The following is a 16,068-nucleotide window of genomic DNA, read 5'->3' as shown; positions in this document are numbered from 1 at the left end:
CGGGCCGTGCAAACCATCGATCGGCTGGATGTGTTGAGAAACGCCGTGGCGCAGCTGCGGGCGGATGGCAGCACCGTGGCACTGGTTCCGACCATGGGCGCGCTTCACGAAGGGCACCTGGCGCTGGTGCGCGAAGCGAAGCGCCATGCCGACCATGTCGTCGCTTCGATCTTCGTCAACCCGGCCCAGTTCGGCCCGAACGAGGACCTCGACGCCTATCCGCGCCAGCTGGCCCAGGACAGCGCCATGCTCGAAGCGGAAGGGGTAGCGGTGTTGTGGGCTCCGCCAGTGAGCGAGGTGTATCCCGAAGGCTTTGTCACCCATGTCTCGGTCAGTGTGGTCAGCGCCGACTTTTGTGGTGCCTCGCGTCCCGGGCACTTCGACGGGGTGGCCACGGTGGTGTGCAAGCTGTTCCAGCAGGTCCTGCCCGACAAGGCCTTCTTCGGCGAGAAGGATTTCCAGCAGCTGGCGGTGATCCGCGCCATGGCGCGCGACCTCGACCTGACGCAGCCGCATGTCTCGGCCATCCATGGCGTCCCGACCGTGCGCGAGGCCGATGGGCTGGCGATGTCGAGCCGCAACCGCTACCTCTCGCCGGCGAACCGCGCTGCCGCAGCCGTGCTGCCGCGCGCCATGAAGGAAGCGATCGGGGCAATCGAGAATGGTGCCGCAGTCGCGCCGACCCTGGCCTCGCTCGAAGGGGCGCTGCTGCAGGCGGGGTTCGACAGCATCGATTATGCCGCGCTGGCCGAGCCCGACACTCTGGCGCGGATCGATGCCTTGCCCGGTGGCCAGGCGCGCCTGCTGGTCGCCGCTCGGATCGGCGGCACGCGTCTGATCGACAATATGGTCGTCGGTGGCTGAAACCCGGCCTTAACCGCATCCCTGCGGCCTGCGTTAAGCGGGACGCGCGTAAGAAGCCCGCCATGGACAGCCCCGATTCTCCCGGCGCCGATCGGCGGCGCGATCCCGAGCGGCTGCAGACCAGCCTGCCGGCACGGTGCATTACCCTGTCGGGCACCTATCCGGTCGTCCTGCTCGACCTCTCGCCCCACGGCGGGCGGATCGAGGTGGACGAGGAAGCCTCCCGCCGTCCCGATCCCCAACCCGGCGAAACGGTGGTGCTGCAATGGGGAGGTAACGAGAAGCTCGGCAAGCTGGTGTGGCTGTCGCAGCACGTCGGCGGCATCGCATTCGAGGAAGTGGTCACGCCAGCGGAGCTAAAGGGCACCGCACTTCTGCAGGAAGACTATATCGCCCAAGGGGGCAAGCTGCGCGATATGGCGCTGTATGCCGCCGATTGGGCCAAGGGCCGAAGCTGAGCCCACAAGCGAGACATCGCTGGAGCGGGTAAGGTTGGAGCGGGCAAGGTTGGAGCGGGTAAGGGGAATCGAACCCCTCTAGCCAGCTTGGAAGGCTGGAGCATTACCACTATGCTATACCCGCATCTCCAGCGGAGCAGCGCCTTTCGCCTATGCTCGCGGATTCGTCAATATTTGCCTCAAGAGAGCGCGACTACACTGGCAAGGATGAGCCGGACCAGATCGGCCTGCCCCCGTGTCCCGGTCTTGGCGTAGAGCCGCTTTGAATAGAGCCGCGTACTTTCCCGGGTCAGGCCGAGCTGTCCAGCGGCCTCGTTGATCGTCACCCCGCGACTGATCAGCAACGCCAGCTGTGCCTCTTTCGCATTGAGACCGAACAGTTGCATCAATTGTGCGCTGCGTTCGGCACTGGTCGGCGCTTCCCCGTGGACATAGGCGGCGACCATCTGGGCACCGCCACCGCGCGGAGTCAGCAGCATGTCGAGCCAGGGTTCGTCCGACAGGTGAACCGCGCGACTGGCCATCTCGCCCCGCCCCAGCCGTTCGAGATAGCGCCGCAACGCGCCCTGCGCCTCGCGCCGATCAGGCAGAAGCAGCCCGCGCGGCGTGCGCGAGACGGCGCGGCGCTCGTGCAGCAGCGCTTCGGCCTCGGCGCTGCAATCGACAATCACCCCGCTGCGGTCGAGCAGGAACCAGCCGAAATTGAGCCGCCGGATCGCCTCGCCGCTGATCCCCGCGCGCATCCGCTCCTGCTCGAGCGCAGCCCAGGTGCGCAGGGCGATCTCGAGATGGTCGGCCAGATTGGCCAGCAGCGAGACATCGGCCGCCGCGAAGTCCTCGCCGTTCTTGCCGATGACCAACAAGGCTGACGCACCGCCGCTCTCGTCCACCCGCAGCAGCCGAAGATGGGAAACGCCCAGCGAGGTTCGCAGTTGCGGCAGGGCCGGAACGTCTTCCAGATCGGGACCGGCAAACACCCGCTTGGGCCTGACCGGGCTGTGCCGGGACGTCAGCACAGCTATGTCTTCCACTTGCAGCGCGGCGGGGCTGCCAGGCTCGATCCGGCTGAGCTCGGCGCCATTGGTACTGGCGAGAAAGATCAGCGCCCGATCCGCGCCCATCCGGCGCCGCAAGGCGGAGAGAAAATCCCCCCACGGCTCGCTCGCCAACGTGCCGCGATGGAGCAACGCGACGAGGTCCTGGGCTTCGAGCAGGGTGACGGCCATCGTTACTATATCCCATATGGGAACTGTCAGCGCAATTGCGCTCTGCCACAGCGCCTGCCACGCGACCCCGCGATAGAGGAAGACCATGCGCCGCCTGACCCATCTCGAGAGGCTCGAAGCCGAAAGCATCCACATCATGCGCGAGGTCGTGTCCGAAGCGACCAAGCCGGTGATGCTCTATTCGATCGGCAAGGACAGCGCTGTCATGCTGCACCTGGCCAAGAAGGCGTTCTATCCCTCGCCGCCGCCCTTCCCGCTGCTGCATGTCGATACGACCTGGAAGTTCAAGGACATGTACGCTTTGCGCGAAAAGAGCGCGCAGGATGCGGGGATGGAGCTGCTGGTGTGGCAGAACCCCGAAGCGGCGGATCGCGGGATCAATCCGTTCGATCACGGTCCGCTGCACACCGACATGTGGAAGACCGAGGGGCTCAAACAGGCGCTCGACCACTACGGCTTCGATGCGGCCTTCGGCGGTGCGCGGCGGGACGAGGAGAAGAGCCGCGCCAAGGAGCGGATTTTCTCGTTCCGCACCGCCAGCCACGGTTGGGACCCCAAGAACCAGCGGCCCGAGCTATGGAACGTCTACAACGCCCGCAAGGCCAAGGGCGAGAGCATCCGCGTGTTCCCGCTCTCCAACTGGACGGAGCTCGACATCTGGCAATACATCATGGCCGAGAATATCGAGATCGTGCCGCTCTATTTCTCCGCCCCGCGCCCGACCTACGAGTACGAGGGCGGGCTGTTCATGGCCGACGATATCGAGCGGCTGGAACGCGTGATGGGCAAGAAGCCGGAAATCGCCACCCGCTCGGTCCGCTTCCGCACGCTCGGTTGCTTCCCGCTGACCGGCGCGGTCGAGAGCGAGGCGGCGACACTGGCCGAAGTGGTGCAGGAAATGCTGCTCACCACCACCAGCGAACGCCAGGGCCGCGTCATCGACAAGGACGAAGGCGGGGCGGGCATGGAGAAGAAGAAGCAGGAGGGGTATTTTTGACCTGCCACGTCACCCTTCAGGGTGACGAAGGGTCAACCCCGGACTTGATCCGGGGCCGCGCGCCGCAAGCTCCGGCACAACCGACAGCGATCCCAGCTTTCGCTGGGATGACGAGGGTAGAACAATGACCGATCATTCCCCCCAACCCGCCTACCAGGTCGATGCGCTCATTGCCGAGGATATCGACACCTATCTCGACCAGCACCAGCACAAGAGCCTGCTGCGCTTCATCACCTGCGGTAGCGTCGATGACGGCAAATCCACCCTGATCGGGCGGCTGCTGTACGATTCGAAGATGATCTTCGAAGACCAGCTCGCCGCACTGGAACATGACAGCAAGAAGGTCGGCACGCAGGGGCAGGAGATCGATTTCGCCCTGCTCGTCGACGGTCTCGCCGCCGAGCGCGAGCAGGGTATCACTATCGATGTCGCCTATCGCTTTTTCTCGACCGAGAAACGCAAGTTCATCGTCGCCGATTGCCCGGGGCACGAACAATACACCCGCAACATGGTCACCGGCGCTTCGACCGCCGATCTCGCCGTTATCCTGATCGATGCGCGCAAGGGCGTGCTGGTCCAGACCAAGCGCCACAGCACCATCGCCCACCTGCTCGGCATCAAGCAACTGGTGCTGGCGGTGAACAAGATGGACCTGGTCGGCTACGACAAGGCCATCTTCGACCGGATCGTCAGCGACTATGCCGACTTTGCCCGGCAGGCCGGGATCGAGGCCTTTACCGCCATTCCCATTTCCGGTTTCAAGGGCGACAACATCACGGATGCGCCTTCGGCCAACACGCCGTGGTACACCGGGCCGAGCCTGATCCACCATCTGGAAACGGTCGAGATCGCCAATGTCGCGGCGCAACAGCGTTCGTTCCGTATGCCGGTGCAATGGGTCAACCGCCCCAACCTCGACTTCCGGGGCTTTTCCGGCCTGATCACCGGCGGCACGGTCAAGCCGGGCGACGCGATCCGGGTCGTGCCCTCTGGCAAGACCAGCACGGTCAAGTCCATCGTGACCATGGGTGCAGAACTCGACGAAGCCGTGGCCGGTCAATCGGTTACTATCTGCCTTGACGACGAGATCGACTGTTCGCGCGGCGACACCATCGCTGCTGCAGGCGATCCGCCGCAGGCGTCCGACCAGTTCGAAGCGACGCTGGTGTGGATGAGCGAGGAAGCGATGAAGCCGGGCCGCGGCTACTGGCTCAAGCTCGGCGCGCAGAATGTGACCGCCACGGTGCAGGTCCCCAAATACGAACTCAACGTCAACACGCTGGATCATCTGGCGGCCAGGACGCTGGGCCTCAACGCGATCGGCGTGGCGGAAATCCACACCGACCGCCCGATCGTGTTCGAGCCTTACACGGACAGCCGCGCGCTCGGCGGGTTCATCCTGATCGACAAGATCACCAACGCCTCGGTCGCCGCCGGCATGCTCAATTTCAGCCTCCGCCGGGCCGACAATGTCCATTGGCAGCCGACCACCGTGACCCGCGAGGACCATGCGGCGATGAAGAACCAGACCCCGCGGCTGCTGTGGTTCACTGGCCTGTCGGGTTCGGGCAAATCGACCATCGCCAATGCGGTCGAGGCCAAGCTCAACCTGATGAACCGGCACACCTTCCTGCTCGATGGCGACAATGTCCGCCACGGTCTCAACAAGGACCTCGGCTTCACCGAAACCGACCGGATCGAGAACATCCGCCGCATCGGCGAGGTGGCCAAGCTGATGGTCGATGCCGGCCTGGTCGTCCTCACCGCCTTTATCAGCCCGTTCCGGGCCGAGCGGCGGATGGTGCGCGAAATGCTGCCCGAAGGCGAGTTCATCGAGATTTTCGTCGACACCCCGCTCGAAGTGGCCGAGGCACGCGATGTGAAGGGTCTCTACAAGAAGGCCCGCGCCGGCGAGCTCAAGAACTTCACCGGGATCGACAGCCCCTACGAAGAGCCCGAAGCGCCCGAAATACGGGTCAACACGGTGGAAATGACGGTTGAAGAAGCCGCCGATTATGTCATCGCCCAGATCTTGCCGCTGAAATGAGCAAAGGGGGCGTGGCGATGACCGATGGCGAACTGGCGGCGGCGCTGGCCGAAGCGGCGGGGCGCATCCTGCTGGAGGTGCGCGGCAGCGGGCTCGTGTCCGGCAAGGCGCTGGGCAAAGCGGGTGACGAAACCGCTAACCAGTTCCTTGTCCATGCCCTGCGCCAGCAGCGGCCCGAGGACGGCCTGCTGTCGGAAGAAAGCAAGGACACCGATGCCCGCCTGTCCAAGGAGCGCGTCTGGATCATCGATCCGGTCGACGGCACCCGCGAGTATGGCGAGGAACGCAGCGATTGGGCGGTGCATGTCGGCATGGCCCTGCGCGGCGTGGCGACGGTCGGCGCGGTGGCCCTGCCTGGCCTCAATGGCGGCACCGTGTTGCGATCCGACCAGCCACAAGCCCTGCCGCCACTGGCCGACAAGCCGCGCATGCTCGTCAGCCGGACCCGTCCGGCTGCGGAAGCCGTGACGGTGGCGGAGAAGATCGGGGCCGAACTCGTGCCGATGGGCTCGGCCGGGGCCAAGGCCATGGCGGTGGTGCGCGGCGAGGCGGAAATCTATCTCCACTCCGGCGGACAGCACGAATGGGACAATTGCGCGCCCGTCGCCGTGGCCGAAGCGCACGGGCTGTTCTGTTCGCGCATCGACGGTTCGCCGTTGCGCTACAACAAGGCCGACACTTATTTGCCCGACCTGCTGGTCTGCCGCAGGGAGTGGACCGAGCGGGTCTTCGCTGCGCTGGCCTGACGATCGTATATCTGCGCCAAAGGTCACACCAAGTTCACACCAACATCCCACGGCGACAAGTCTGGGATCGGGACGAAGTGCACGGTGATGCGTCGGACGACGGAAAAGAGCTTGCAAAACTGTTACGCGGCCCCTGCCATTTAGGAAAATGCCCTCCAGCGAGGCCTGCCGGAGTCAGCTTGAGGAATCTCTTGGGGAAGGCTCCTGAGATGCTGGCTTCTGCGAACCTTCGGGAACATCCACCAGCACCTCGGCACGGCGGTTGGCTGCACGGCCGACTTCGTCCGGTTCACCATCGGGTAATGCATTGGGAGCAATCGGGTTCTGCTCCCCGAAGGCGATGGTCCTGATCCGGGCTGCGTCGATACCCTGCGCGACCAGCCACGCTTTTACCGCGTCGGCGCGTTCCTGCGAGATACGCTGGTTGACCGCGTCATTGCCGCCCGCGTCGCTGTGCCCGCCGATGGTGATGGGCCCGCCTTCCTTCATCGCGCGCGTCTCAACCAGCTTTGCGAGTTCTTCTTTCGCGGTCTCGTCGAGTTCGGCGCCTTCGGCGAATCTCACTACCAGCCGGGCCGGTTCGAGCGGCACCATACCCGGCACCTCGACGTCGGGCCGCAGGATCGAGACCGCTTCGCCGGTTGGCTCCACTGCAGGGCTGGTGGTTGGCTGCGGCGTCGGCGCGCTGTCCCCGCTGCCACACCCGGCGAGCAGGAGCGCGAAAAACAGGACGGCGGAAGTGCGAAACATGGAATGGTCTCCTGAAACTGTCATGCCGGCACCGCGCCCTTGCCGCGCCCGCCGGTCTTGCCCTGTCGGCGGCTGGCGACCTCATCCGTGGTGCGGGCCTGCGGCGGTACGAACGACAGGACGATATCGCCCGCCCTCGGCTCCGGCCGGGCGGCGTGGGTGAAGAACCGCATCACGCCGCTCGCCTCCCGCAACAGCAAGAGGAGATGGGCATCCTCCGGCAGATCGGCGACAGCGTCATCGAAATCATATTCTTCGGTCAACCGGGTCCTGCGGAAGACCCAGCCCTGCTGTTGTCGCTCGTTGACGTCGGTGACGCCGAAACCGGATTCGAACAACGCACGACCGCGGAGGCTTTCGGGTAGTTTGCGGTGGTCGTCGTCCTCCGCTTGGCCCAGCTGGTAGACGCTGTCCCGGCCGATCTCGTGCGCGAATTCGTTGCAGACGAGCGCGTTGTAAGCCTCGTTATCGGTTGCCGCGACCATCACCCTGTAGGGCGTCAGATCGAGATTGTGCTCGGTCGCTTCGTTGAGAATTTCGCCGTGATAGTAGGGAATGCCTTCGCGCCGGGCCGGGGCGAGCCGTTGCCAGCTGGGGTCCGCCACCATTACCGGTGTCTTGAGCGTCTGCATCTGCTTGGCCAACGCAATCGTCCATGGCGTGCTGCCGACAATCATCAGCCCGGGGCGCGTGGTGCCCTTGATATTCAGCAGGCGCGCAGCAAGGTTGACGGTGAAGCCGTGCGCAATGACCGTCGCCACCACTACGGCGAAGCTCAGCCCGATCAGCAGTTGCCCGCCTTCGATGTTGAGGTCACCCAGACGCAGGGCAAACAAGCCCGAGATGGCCACCAGCACAATGCCGCGCGGGGCGATCCAGGCCACGAACAGCCGCTCGTTCCACGGGATCGGGCTGCCGAGCAGGCTGATGAGCACGGTCAGTGGGCGGACAAGGAACAGGAGTGTGAGGATAAAGGCGAGCGGGCGCCAGCTCGACTGGAGATAGGCCAGTTCCTCGCGCTGGAGCGAAGCGGCGAGCAGGATGAAGATGCCCGAGACCAGCAGGACGGCGATGTTTTCCTTGAACGGATGGACACTGCGCAGGCTCGAGACGTTCATGTTGGCCAAGGCGATGCCCATCACCGTAACCGCTACCAGTCCGGCCTCGTGCTCGATGCTGTTGCACAGCACGAAAACGCCGATGACCGCGATAAACAGCACAGGTACCTTTAGGTATTCGGGAATGGCACCGCGCGGGAACAGCCAGGCAATGGCCCGCGCAGCAGCATAGCCGATCGCGCCAGACAATGCGGCGGCGATGATGAGCGGCGGGACGACCTCGAACAGCGAGGCGCCGGGGCTTTCTGCCAGTTTGCGAAAGTACTCATAGGCGATAACCGCACACAGCGCGCCGGTGGGATCGTTGACGATACCTTCCCACTTGAGGATCGATGCAGGACGGGGCTGGATTGTCGCCTGGCGCAGCATCGGAATAACGACCGTCGGCCCGGTTACGATGAGAATGCCGCCGAACAGCACCGCGACGGGCCAGACGAGGCCGGCGACATAGTACCCGGCCATGGCTCCCAGGAACCACCCGACGAACACGCCGATCGTGGCGAGCCGCCACACCGCGCTGCCCGAGTGGCGCAGCTCACGCAGGTCAAGACTCAGGCCGCCTTCGAACAGGATCAGGGCAACGCCGATGCTGATCATCGGCTCCATCAAGTCGCCGAAGGTTGCCTCGGGATCGAGGACGCCGAGCACCGGTCCGGCGAGGAAACCCGCCAGCAGCATCAGCACGATCGCCGGCCAGCCGGTACGCCACGCAATCCATTGCGCGCCGATGCCCAGTACGCCGATGGCGGCGATTACGGTTGCCTGCGATTCCATGATGCCAGTCTAGGCCCCCCTTGGCGTGTTACCAGACCAATGAGCGAGCAGCCGAATCTTTCCCGGTTCGGGTGGGTCCGGTGATCAGTGGCCGTCGAAGGCCATCAGTGCATCCACCGTGACTCCGGCCTCGCGCAGACGGTCGGCCCCGCCGAGTTCGGGCAAGTCGATCACGAACAGGGCCTGCTCCACCACGGCCCCCGCCTGTCGCAACAGTCTTGCTGCCGCCAGTGCGGTGCCACCGGTGGCGATCAGGTCATCGACAATCACGACCCGCTGGCCCGCGCTGATCGCGGTCGGGTCGACTTCCAGCCGGTCGGTCCCGTACTCGAGGGCATAGTCGACCCCGATGGTGACGACCGGCAGCTTGCCCGGCTTGCGCACGGGAATGAAGCCGATCCCCAACTCCACCGCCACACCGGTTCCAAAGATGAAGCCGCGCGCCTCCATCCCCGCAATCGCCTCCGCGCCTGCCAGGTGGGCGGCGCCGGCGAGGTGCATCACGGTCGCGGCGAGGCCTTCGCCATGACTGAGCAGGGTAGTGATGTCGCGGAACTGGATACCGGGCGCGGGAAAGTCCGGCACGGTCCGGATCAGGGTTTTGAGCGCGTCAGGGGTCATTTTCGCTCCACTGGAAAGCAAAGCGCCCCTCGCATCGAGTGATGGAGGAGCGCTTCGGTGTCAGGGTGTGAACCGCAGGAGGGCTTACTTGGCCTTCTTGGGCTTCACTGCGGCCCAGATCTGCTGCTTCGACAGATAGGCCAGGATGGTGGCGAACAGCAGGAAGCCGAGGACGGCCCAGCCGGTCTGCTTGCGCTTCACCAGCGAGGGTTCGGCGGTCCAGGTCAGGAAAGCAGCAACGTCCTGCGCCATCTGGTCGACGGTCGCCTTGGTGCCATCGTCGTAAGTCACCTGGTCGTCGATCGCAAGCGGAGCCGCCATGGCGATGTTGAGGTTGGGAAAGTACTTGTTGTAGTTCAGCCCCGGCGGCGTTTCGAATTCCGGGAACTCCTTCTTCAGCTCGGCCGGCGCCTCGCCGTAACCGACCAGCAGCGAATAGACGTAATTGGTGCCGTCAGGACGCGCCTTGGTCATCAGCGAAAGGTCCGGCGGGATGGCGTTGTTGTTCGCCGCACGCGCCGCAACTTCGTTGGGATAGGGGGACGGGAAGTGATCGGTCGGCAGGCCCGGACGGGTGGTCGCCTCGCCGGTCACCGGGTCGATTCCGGGAACCTGCTTCGATGCGGCGAAAGCCTTCACCTGGCCTTCGGTGTAGCCAAGCTGGGTCAGGCTGCGGAACGCCACATACTTGAGGCTATGGCAAGCGGCGCAGACTTCGCTGTAAACCTTGAGGCCGCGCTGCAGTTGAGCTTGGTCCCACTTGCCGAGCGGGCCGTCGAAGGAGAAGCCGCCGGCCGGGGCCTTGGGCTTCTGGTAGAACTCGTGCGCGGCGTCCTTGACCACCGGTTCGGTCGCGGCGGTGTAGGCACCGAAACCGAATGCGGTAAGCACGACGATCGTGAAAACGAGGCCGGCGGCGATGGAAAAGAGGCGGATCATGGTCTTGTCTATCCTATTCGCTTCAGGCCGCAGGCGCTTTGTTCTCGCCCAGAACGGCATCGTTGTCCGATCCGAGCACCGCTTCGGTGATCGAATAGGGTAGCGGTTCGGGCTGCTCGAACGACGAGATCAGCGGGATGATCACGAAGAAGTGCAGGAAGTAGTAGGCCGTGGCGATCTGGCTGATCATCACAAAGGGTTCTGCTGCCGGCGCACCACCACAGATGAACAGGACGATCATGCAGGGGATCAGGCCGAACCAGAAGAACTTCCGGAACAGCGGGCGGTAGTGGCCCGAACGAACCGGCGAGCGGTCAAGCCACGGGAGCAGGAACCACACCAGGATCGCGGCAAACATTGCCAGCACGCCCCACAGCTTGGCCGGGAGGATGAAGTCGAAGGTGAAGGCGCGCAGGATCGCGTAGAACGGGTAGAAATACCATTCGGGGACGATGTGTGCCGGGGTCGAAAGCGGGTTCGCCTCGATGTAGTTGTCCGGGTGGCCGAGCACGTTCGGCATGAAGAACACGAAGGCCGCGAACAGGATCAGGAATACGCCCAGCCCGAAGCCGTCCTTCGCCGTATAGTACGGGTGGAAGGGGATGGTGTCGCTTTCACTCTTCACTTCGACGCCAGTCGGGTTCGACGAACCCGTCAGGTGCAGCGCCCAGATGTGCAGGATGACAACCCCTGCAATCACGAAGGGCAGCAGGAAGTGCAGCGAGAAGAAGCGGTTGAGCGCCGCATCGTCAGGCGCGAAGCCACCAAGCAACCAGACCTGCAGCGGCTCGCCGACGAGCGGGATCGCGCCAAAGAGTCCGGTGATGACCTTGGCACCCCAGAAGCTCATCTGGCCCCACGGCAGCACATAGCCCATGAAGGCGGTCGCCATGGTCAGCAGGAAGATCACCACGCCGAGCAACCAGATCATTTCGCGCGGAGCCTTGTACGAGCTGTAGAAGAAGCCGCGGAAAATATGGATGTAGAGCACCATGAAGAAGAAGCTGGCACCGTTGGCGTGCATGTAGCGCAGCATCCAGCCCCAGTTGACGTCGCGCATAATGTGCTCGACCTTGCCGAAAGCAACCGTCGCATCAGCCGCATAATGCATCGCCAAAACGACGCCGGTGATGATCTGCAGCACGAGGCAGAAACCGGCGAGGACGCCGAAGTTCCAGAAATAACTGAGGTTGCGCGGCACCGGGTAGCCCGCACCGACAGCGTTGTAGACGAGCCGCGGCAACGGCAGCTTTTCGTCCATCCACTGCATCAGCGGGTTGGTGGGGGTATATTGCTTGGCCCAGGGAAAGCTCATGGCTCTGTCTTTCGTCCTTCTTAGCCGACGGTGATCTTGGCGCCGTCAGGCGAGAATGCGTATTCCGGCACTTCCAGATTGGTCGGTGCCGGGCCTTTGCGGATGCGGCCGGCGGTGTCGTAGTGCGAACCATGGCAGGGGCAGAAATAGCCGCCGAACTCGCCCTTGTTCTCGCCTTCGGCGGCACCCAACGGCACGCAGCCGAGGTGGGTGCAGACGCCCATGGTGACGAGCAGGTCGTTGTGCCCTTCCTTGGTCCGCTCAGCCAGGGTCTGTGCGTCGCGCAGTTCGCCCAGCGGGGTGGCATTGGCAGCCTGAATCTCTTCCGCGGTCAAGCGGCGCACGAACAATGGCTGCTTGCGGAACACCGCCTTGATCGCCTGGCCCGGCTGGATCGCCGACACGTCAAGCTCGGTCGAGCTTTCCGCCAGCACGTCGGCCGAAGGCGCCATCTGGCTGACCAAAGGATAGACCACCGCGAGCCCGCCGATGCCGGCAGCGCTGATCGCAGCGATATTGATGAAGTCACGGCGGTCGACGCCGCCTTCGTTCTGGTCGGTTACGACATCCGCCGCAGCGGCGCCCGAATTGTCAGCCATCAGTCCTGCCTTGCCAATCACCACGCCATCCGGCGCGGCAAAGTTCAGAAAATCATCCAGGAACCGGTGCGAATGCGTCAGGGAAACGGCCCCTTCGCATTCCCCCGTCAATGGGGCCTGCGCCTGTTTGGGCGCGCTCCTAGCCCGATTGGCCGCATCTGCCAATGGCCTTTTGGGCAGGTCTTGTGCAGATTCATGCAACTTGCGTGACAGCGGTCAGGCCAGCCCGATCAGCGAGGCCTGCCGCCCGTAATTCGCTTCGCAGCGATGGGTTGCCCGGCGGAAGGAATAGTAGCGATCTTCCAACGTGTAGGTATCAAGCGCGAGCGGATCGACCGCGGCCACGCCGCAGGTGCGCAGCCGCGCCGCGACATAGCCTTCCAGGTCGAACTGCCAGTGCCCCTCGCGGCCAGCGGCAAAATGGCATTCGTCATCGGGGGTGAAATGGGCCCGGAACGGGGCATCGACTTCATAGCTGGCCTGCGCAATGCACGGCCCGATCGCCGCGACAATTCGCCCCGCCTGTGCTCCTTGCTGCTCCATCGCTTCAAGTGTCGCCTCGATCACCCCGCCCTGCGCCCCGCGCCAGCCAGCGTGCGCGGCAGCGACCACCCCGGCCTCGTGATCCGCCAGCAGGACAGGGGCGCAATCGGCCGTCACCACGCCGAGCAATAGCCCCGGCCGGTCGGTCACCACCGCATCGGCGCGGGGGCGGTCCTCGTGGCTCCACGGCACGTCGACCACCACCGCGTCGGGCGAATGCACCTGATAAGGCATCACTAGCGCCGCGCCGGGCAGTATGGCCGCGACTGCGCGGCGGCGGTTGTCGGCCACATGCTCGGGAGCATCCTCTGCCCCGAAACCCATCTGCAGACCTGCCACCTCGCCGGTGCTGACCCCGCCAGCCCGGCCAAGGAAGCCATGCGGCAGCCCGCCGAGCAAGGCCGACCGGGTTATGTCGAGCGTGTCAGTCAAGACTGCGACTGACCTGCTCGAATGTATCGCGCGACAGGTTCTTTTTGCTGGCAATCCGCTCCAGCTCGGCCCGCATCAGCGCCGCACGGCCCGGCTCGATCCGCCGCCAGCGTCCCAGCGGCGGGACAAAGCGCGCCGCCGTCTGCGGGTTGATCGGATCGAGCGCGAGGATCAGGTCCGCCAGCATCCGGTAGCCCTCGCCGCCAGCCGCATGGAACGCGCCGGGATTGCCGGCGAAGGCCATGTAGAGCGACCGCACGCGGTTGGGGTTGCGCAAGGTGAAGTCCGGATGCTTTGCCAGCGCCTTCACATGTTCGAGCGCATGGGGATGGAGCGAAAGCGCCTGCAGGGTGAACCACTTGTCGATCACCAGCTCATTGCCCTGATAGCGGTTGTAGAAGGCGATCAGCGCGTTGGTCCGCTCGATCCCTTCGAGCCCGCACAGCACCATCAGCGCGCCCTGGCGGTCGGTCATGTTGTCCGCCGCCTCGAACTGCGCCCAGGCGCGCTTGGCGGTGGCGGCAGGGTCACCCGCCGCCAGATAGACCAGCGCCTGCGTCTTGACCTTGCGCGCGCCGCGCGCCGCACCTTCGAGGCTGTAGGGAACCGCCGAGACGCGGTCATGCAGCGCTTCGAGTTCGGCCTTGAAACGGGTACCCAGCCAGGCCTTCAGCGCCTCGCGTTCCTCATGGATGCGGCCCGGATCGGCGACCAGCATCTGTTCCATCAGATAGGTCTGGCTGGGTAGCATCATCAGCTCGCCGCGCATCGAATCGTCCAGCTCAGCGTCGGTCAGGATCGCACCGAAAGCCCCGGCAATGGCGTCCTGCCCGGCAGCCTGTTCGGCCTGCGACAGGCCATCCCCTAGCACCGCGACGAGATGGCCGACGACCAGTTCCTGCATCGCTTCGTAGCGGGCAAAGCTGTCATCGTCGCGTGCGGCGAGGAAGACGAGGTCCTCGCGCGGGACCTGCCGCTCGATGGCGACCGGAGCGGTGAAGCCGCGGTTGATCGAAAGGACCGGCGGGGCTGTGAAACCCTCGAACGCCAGCACCTTCTCGGTGCTGTCGAGAATGAGAAGCTGCTCGCCCGAATGCGTGCCGCTATCGCGGTCGAACAGCGCGATCTTCAGCGGGATCGGCATCGGCAGCTTGGCCGTCTGGCCCGGGGTCGGCGGCACAGTCTGCCGGAGCGTGAGCGTTGCGGTGCTGCCTTCATGCGTCAGCGCGACATCGACCTTGGGCGTGCCGGCCTGTGAGTACCATAGCCGGAACTGCGCGAGGTCGAGACCGGCCCCGTCTTCCATCGCCTTGACGAAATCCTCGCAGGTGGCGGCTTCGCCATCGTGGCGGTCGAAGTAGAGGTCGGTGCCCTGGCGGAAAGCCTGCGGCCCCGCCATCACCCGCATCATGCGGATGACTTCAGCACCCTTGTTGTAGACCGTGGCGGTATAGAAATTGCTGATCTCGCGGTAGCTGTCGGGCCGGATCGGATGGGCCAGCGGGCCCGAATCCTCGGGAAACTGGGCGCTGCGCAGCACCCGCACATCCTCGATCCGCTTGACCGCCTCTCCCTGCATGTCCTGGCTGAACAGCTGGTCGCGCAGCACGGTGAAGCCTTCCTTCAGCGACAGCTGGAACCAGTCGCGGCAGGTGACGCGGTTGCCCGACCAGTTGTGGAAGTACTCGTGCGCGATCACGCCTTCGATGGCGTCGAAATCGGCATCGGTGGCGGTGTCGGGGTCGGCCAGCACATATTTGGTGTTGAAGACATTGAGCCCCTTGTTCTCCATCGCCCCCATGTTGAAGTCGCTCACCGCAACGATGTTGAACAGGTCGAGATCGTATTCGCGGCCGAAGACCTCCTCGTCCCACTTCATGCTCTTCTTGAGCGATTCCATCGCATGGTCGGTGCGCGGCAAATCGGCCTCGCGCACCCAGACGTTGAGTTCGACCTTGCGGCCGGACATGGTCGTAAAGCTGGAACTGTTGGCGACGAGATCACCTGCCACCAGCGCAAAGAGGTAGCTCGGCTTGGGCCAGGGATCGTGCCATTCGGCCCAATGGTCCGCCCCATCCTCGCCCTCGGCCATCTTGTTGCCGTTGCACAGCAGGATCGGGAATTGCGCCTTGGGCCCGCGCATCCGCACGGTGTAAGTCGAGAGCACATCGGGCCGGTCGGGGAAGAAGGTGATCCGCCGAAACCCTTCCGATTCGCACTGGGTGCAGAGCATCCCGTTCGAGGCATAGAGGCCCATCAGCTGGGTATTGGCGGCAGGATCGATCTGGGTCGCGATCTCGATGGTGTGCGCTTCGCCCGGCAGCGGCAGCATCAGGTCGTCACCATTCATTGACCAGTCGCTGACCGGTTCGCCATCGACCTTGACCGAAAGCGGCGCGAGCCCATCGCCATTGAGGCGGATCGTGGGCAAGGCATCGGCCTTGGCATTGCGGGCCACGGTCAGCTTCGCGACCACGCGGGTGGCCTCGAGCCCCAAGTCGAAATCGAGTGCAATCTCCGGTACCAGCCAGGGGAAAGGCCGATAATCCTCGCGCCGGATAACCGGCGGTTCGTGCGGCGTGGGGGCAGCGTCTGCCATTTCCGGATTGCGTGCAACGTCCATGGGGGCGAACCTACTC

Annotated in this window: 14 protein-coding genes and 1 tRNA gene; 5 read left to right on the top strand and 10 right to left on the bottom strand. The window is 64.5% G+C overall.

Annotated features, from left to right (window positions below; translation table 11 throughout):
* Positions 1 to 6 precede the first annotated feature (6 nt).
* Together panC and LY632_RS03290 are read left to right on the top strand one after the other, a co-directional pair.
* The gene (panC, locus tag LY632_RS03295; protein WP_234092382.1) at positions 7 to 864 is read left to right on the top strand and encodes a pantoate--beta-alanine ligase; all 858 of its coding nucleotides are present in this window, start codon (positions 7 to 9) and stop codon (positions 862 to 864) included.
* Positions 865 to 926: 62 nt separating this feature from the next.
* Complete coding sequence (locus tag LY632_RS03290) at positions 927 to 1,322, top strand: PilZ domain-containing protein (protein WP_234092381.1); 396 nt, start codon at positions 927 to 929, stop codon at positions 1,320 to 1,322.
* 50 nt (positions 1,323 to 1,372) lie between these two features.
* On the opposite strand, the gene LY632_RS03285 is transcribed toward LY632_RS03290, so the two are convergent.
* A tRNA-Gly gene (locus tag LY632_RS03285) sits at positions 1,373 to 1,446 on the bottom strand.
* Positions 1,447 to 1,501: 55 nt separating this feature from the next.
* The gene (locus LY632_RS03280) at positions 1,502 to 2,635 is read right to left on the bottom strand and encodes a hypothetical protein (RefSeq protein ID WP_234092380.1); all 1,134 of its coding nucleotides are present in this window, start codon (positions 2,633 to 2,635) and stop codon (positions 1,502 to 1,504) included.
* On the opposite strand from LY632_RS03280, the gene cysD reads away from it, so the two are divergent.
* From cysD to LY632_RS03265, 3 genes are all read left to right on the top strand, one after another.
* The gene (gene cysD, locus LY632_RS03275; RefSeq protein WP_234092379.1) at positions 2,634 to 3,545 is read left to right on the top strand and encodes a sulfate adenylyltransferase subunit CysD; all 912 of its coding nucleotides are present in this window, start codon (positions 2,634 to 2,636) and stop codon (positions 3,543 to 3,545) included. The genes LY632_RS03280 and cysD overlap by 2 nt on opposite strands.
* A gap of 124 nt (positions 3,546 to 3,669) precedes the next feature.
* Positions 3,670 to 5,592, top strand: a complete 1,923-nt coding sequence (cysN, locus tag LY632_RS03270) for a sulfate adenylyltransferase subunit CysN (protein ID WP_234092378.1) — start codon at positions 3,670 to 3,672, stop codon at positions 5,590 to 5,592.
* Positions 5,589 to 6,338 (top strand): 3'(2'),5'-bisphosphate nucleotidase CysQ, encoded by a 750-nt coding sequence (locus LY632_RS03265; protein ID WP_234092377.1) that lies wholly within the window; start codon positions 5,589 to 5,591, stop codon positions 6,336 to 6,338. Before cysN ends, LY632_RS03265 begins: the two co-directional genes overlap by 4 nt.
* A gap of 174 nt (positions 6,339 to 6,512) precedes the next feature.
* Here the strand turns inward: LY632_RS03265 and LY632_RS03260 are convergent, their stop codons facing one another.
* The 8 genes from LY632_RS03260 to pepN all read right to left on the bottom strand — a co-directional run bounded on the left by LY632_RS03260 (position 6,513) and on the right by pepN (position 16,052).
* Positions 6,513 to 7,088: an OmpA family protein gene (locus LY632_RS03260; protein ID WP_234092376.1), complete on the bottom strand. Its 576-nt coding sequence runs from the start codon at positions 7,086 to 7,088 to the stop codon at positions 6,513 to 6,515.
* Positions 7,089 to 7,108: 20 nt separating this feature from the next.
* Entirely contained in the window at positions 7,109 to 8,980 is a 1,872-nt protein-coding gene (locus LY632_RS03255; protein ID WP_234092375.1) for a sodium:proton antiporter, read from the bottom strand.
* Between the two features lie 84 nt (positions 8,981 to 9,064).
* A complete protein-coding gene (locus LY632_RS03250) occupies positions 9,065 to 9,601 on the bottom strand; it encodes an adenine phosphoribosyltransferase (protein WP_234092374.1) in 537 nt (178 codons plus the stop codon).
* 84 nt (positions 9,602 to 9,685) lie between these two features.
* On the bottom strand, positions 9,686 to 10,540 hold the full coding sequence (locus tag LY632_RS03245) for a cytochrome c1 (protein ID WP_234092373.1): 855 nt from the start codon (positions 10,538 to 10,540) through the stop codon (positions 9,686 to 9,688).
* Between the two features lie 22 nt (positions 10,541 to 10,562).
* Positions 10,563 to 11,855 (bottom strand): cytochrome b N-terminal domain-containing protein, encoded by a 1,293-nt coding sequence (locus LY632_RS03240; RefSeq protein WP_234092372.1) that lies wholly within the window; start codon positions 11,853 to 11,855, stop codon positions 10,563 to 10,565.
* A 20-nt stretch (positions 11,856 to 11,875) separates the two neighbouring features.
* Positions 11,876 to 12,454, bottom strand: coding sequence for a ubiquinol-cytochrome c reductase iron-sulfur subunit (gene petA, locus LY632_RS03235; protein ID WP_234092371.1), 579 nt, complete (start codon positions 12,452 to 12,454; stop codon positions 11,876 to 11,878).
* Between the two features lie 216 nt (positions 12,455 to 12,670).
* Positions 12,671 to 13,429: a peptidoglycan editing factor PgeF gene (gene pgeF / locus LY632_RS03230; protein ID WP_234092370.1), complete on the bottom strand. Its 759-nt coding sequence runs from the start codon at positions 13,427 to 13,429 to the stop codon at positions 12,671 to 12,673.
* Positions 13,422 to 16,052, bottom strand: a complete 2,631-nt coding sequence (gene pepN / locus LY632_RS03225; protein ID WP_234092369.1) for an aminopeptidase N — start codon at positions 16,050 to 16,052, stop codon at positions 13,422 to 13,424. The genes pgeF and pepN overlap by 8 nt, the downstream gene beginning before the upstream one ends.
* Positions 16,053 to 16,068 lie beyond the last annotated feature (16 nt).

Source organism: Erythrobacter sp. SDW2 (assembly GCF_021431965.1).
Lineage (GTDB): Bacteria > Pseudomonadota > Alphaproteobacteria > Sphingomonadales > Sphingomonadaceae > Parerythrobacter.
This window is presented reverse-complemented; position numbering and strand designations above follow the sequence as displayed.